Origin of the sequence: Vibrio sp. 10N.222.46.A1 (assembly GCF_041473595.1) — a bacterium.
In the GTDB taxonomy this organism is placed as follows: domain Bacteria; phylum Pseudomonadota; class Gammaproteobacteria; order Enterobacterales; family Vibrionaceae; genus Vibrio; species Vibrio tasmaniensis_A.
In genome coordinates, this window is sequence record NZ_JBFRSN010001175.1 from 1 (window position 1) to 968 (window position 968).

The 968-nt window shown below is 37.9% G+C and carries 1 protein-coding gene; it reads left to right on the forward strand.

Annotated features, from left to right (window positions below; genetic code table 11):
* Window positions 1-113 precede the first annotated feature (113 nt).
* Window positions 114-527 carry a GFA family protein gene (locus AB4496_RS24990; protein WP_102258497.1) on the forward strand — a complete coding sequence of 138 codons (414 nt, stop codon included), beginning with the start codon at window positions 114-116 and terminating at the stop codon, window positions 525-527.
* Window positions 528-968 lie beyond the last annotated feature (441 nt).

Genomic DNA, 968 nt, shown 5'->3' on the forward strand with positions numbered 1-968 from the left:
CCGCGTATCTGTCGGATAAGGGAAACAAAAAATAGCCTTTTCTTATTAAGTCATCGGTATAAAAAACGTTATCTGCTATTCATTTTACACACATTGCAAAGATTGGAGGATTCATGAAAGGTAAAGGAAAGTGCCTATGTGGCTCGGTTGAGTTGGAAGTAGAGTACGCCAGTAATGAATTGGGGGCTTGTCATTGTAGTATGTGTAGAAATTGGTCTGGCGGTCCGATGTTAGTCATTGATTGCGCTGACTCAGTTAAAATATCAGGTGAATCAAATGTAGTGAGATATAAGTCATCCGAGTGGGCTGAGAGAGGGTTCTGCGGTAAATGTGGTACTCACTTGTTTTACTTTTTGGTGCCGAATAATCAGTATCACCTTCCTGTCGGTTTATTGATGTCTGGGGATGACTACAAATTAACTCATCAGATATTTATCGATGAAAAGCCCGCATACTACGAATTTAAAAATGAAACACAAAATATGACTGGTGCAGAAGTATTTGCCCACTTTGAAAGTGGAGAGTAGCACTTAGTTTTTGTTGGCTTAAGACTAATTCCCAACACTCTGCATTTCCAGCTCGAATTAACTTTAGTGTTTTCGGTACAATGGTTGAGGTGAGGTGGTTGCCATGTCAACCACTTAAAGCGGCGATAACTCGTCTATCCAATGATGCCTATCCGAATGAACCATGTTCTCTTACAAGTATAGCTCACCATTTTTGGCATCAACTATGTACGGTTTTTGACTGGTTAAAAGAGTTACTTAATGTTGGTAATTACTTAGGTTACTATTTAGCTCAGTATTGATTTGATATACAAAATTTTTGGACGAAGGTTATGAGAAAAATAATATTAAACATTGTCTTACTATCGGTGTTTGTTGCGTCTTTATTTCTAACAATTTCATCAGCAATAGACATTTCAAAAGAAGTGACAGTAAAGCTCCATGAGTTTGATTGGAGTGGTG

Bases quoted from the DNA above. Each gene is read 5' to 3' on its own strand.
- AB4496_RS24990 (WP_102258497.1), top strand. From the start codon at position 114: ATGAAAGGTAAAGGAAAGTGCCTATGTGGCTCGGTTGAGTTGGAAGTA.